At 70.4% G+C, this 1,861-nt stretch carries 3 protein-coding genes; all 3 read right to left on the reverse strand.

The features are described from left to right. Positions 1 to 371 (reverse strand): NrfD/PsrC family molybdoenzyme membrane anchor subunit (gene nrfD, locus GA0115259_RS16240; RefSeq protein ID WP_370747940.1); only part of this gene is annotated, 371 nt, incomplete at its 3' end. Further along, positions 368 to 1,312, reverse strand: a complete 945-nt coding sequence (locus tag GA0115259_RS16245) for a 4Fe-4S dicluster domain-containing protein (RefSeq protein ID WP_093597045.1) — start codon at positions 1,310 to 1,312, stop codon at positions 368 to 370. The genes nrfD and GA0115259_RS16245, both read right to left, overlap by 4 nt. Next, a partial coding sequence (locus tag GA0115259_RS16250; RefSeq protein WP_272921119.1) for a molybdopterin dinucleotide binding domain-containing protein occupies positions 1,309 to 1,861 on the reverse strand: 553 nt, incomplete at its 5' end. The genes GA0115259_RS16245 and GA0115259_RS16250, both read right to left, overlap by 4 nt.

The following is a 1,861-nucleotide window of genomic DNA, read 5'->3' on the forward strand; positions in this document are numbered from 1 at the left end:
CTCATCGGCGAGGTCGGTTTGACGACCCGCAGCATGTTCACGAACCGGCCGGGCCGCCCCAGGTCGTTGACAAGTGCGGCGGCCGAGAGCGTGATCGCCGCGAGCGAGGAGACCTTCATCGCCGTAGCCGTGGCCGTACGGCCCGTCAGCTGCGCGCCCGCGGCCAGCACGGAGCCCGCGCCCGCGAGTCCGCCGAGAAAGAAGTAGCCCGCGATGTCACGGGCCGACCAGCCGGGCGCCTTGATGACGGGCCGTCCGTAGTACGAGTCGAACGTGGCCCGGGGCACCATCGGCTCCTCGCCGTTCCGCTTGCGCCGACGGGCGTCCGAAGTCCTCCCGGAGGCGGTCACATCCGCCATCCCTCTCTTCATGTCCGTCCCTTCCTTCCGGTGAGCGTCCTTCCGGTACGCGTCCTTCCGGTACGCGCGGCGAGACCGGTCAGCGCGAACGACAGCGCGAAGCCGCCCACCAGCGAGAGCGCGGCCGTGGCCGCGTGCCTCCACATCACCGGCAGATCGCGGGTGGTGACCACCGGGTCCGGAGGCAGCCCGTAGACTTCGGGCTCGTCCAGGAGCAGGAAGAAGGCTCCGTCACCGCCGACTCCGTCCTGCGGATCGTGCCCGTACAGCCGCGCCTCGGTGACGCCCTCCTTGTGGAGCTGGTCGACCCGCAGCGCGGCCCGCTCGCGCAGTTCTTCGAGCTCGCCGAACTGGATCGACTCGGTCGGGCACGCCTTGGCGCAGGCGGGCTCCAGACCGGCGCCGAGCCGGTCGTAGCACATCGTGCACTTGAAGGCCCTGCCGTCCGAGGGCCGCTGCTCGATCACGCCGTACGGACACGCGGGGACGCAATAGCCGCAGCCGTTGCAGATGTCGTCCTGCACGACGACCGTGCCGAACTCCGTGCGGAAGAGCGAGCCGGTGGGACAGACGTCCAGACAGGCGGCGTGTGTGCAGTGTTTGCACACGTCCGACGACATGAGCCAGCGCAGCTCGCCACCGCTCGCGCTCGTCCCGCCGCCGGACACGAGCGGCAGCTCCGTACGCCCGTCGCTCGTCGGCACGGACTGCTCGATGAAGGCCACATGCCGCCAGGTGGAGGCGCCGAGGCCCAGGGTGTTGTCGTACGACATCCCGGTGAACGTCAGTCCGTCCTCGGGGATCGCGTTCCACTCCTTGCAGGCCACCTCGCACGCCTTGCAGCCGATGCAGACCGAGGTGTCGGTGAAGAATCCGACGCGCGGCGGCGGGTTCTCATGGCCCGCGTCACGCGCGGGATCGTGTTCCGGTCCACTGAGCAGATGGTGCGTCACGTCCGCGTCTCCGTTCCGGTCTGTGCGGTGATGCCGGCCCGCCTGCGGTACGCGTCGACGAGCCGGGGCAGCTCGGGGCCCCGGGGACGGCGGCCCTCGATGATGTCCGCCGTCAGGGCCTTGTCCTCCTGGATGTGCGCGTTGGGATCGAGGGCAATGGCCACCAGTTCGTTGGCCGCGTCGCCGGTGGAGACGCCGTTGGGGCCCCAGTGGAACGGCAGCCCGATCTGGTGGACCGTACGGCCCTGCACCGTCAGCGGTCTGATCCGCCCGGTCACCATCACACGGGCCTCGATGGCGTTGCGCGCGGTCACGATCGTGGCCCAGCCACCGTGCCGGAGTCCGCGCTCCGCGGCGAGCGCCGGCGAGATCTCGCAGAAGAACTCCGGCTGGAGTTCGGCGAGATAGGGCGACCAGCGGCTCATTCCGCCGGCCGTGAAGTGCTCGGTGAGCCGGTGGGTGGTGACGATGTACGGATAGACGCCGGCGCCCGGCTGGTCGCCGCTCGGGTGGTAGCGGTTGCCCTCGCGGACGAGCAGCCGCCGGACG

The organism is Streptomyces sp. MnatMP-M17, from assembly GCF_900091995.1.
Classification (GTDB): domain Bacteria; phylum Actinomycetota; class Actinomycetes; order Streptomycetales; family Streptomycetaceae; genus Streptomyces.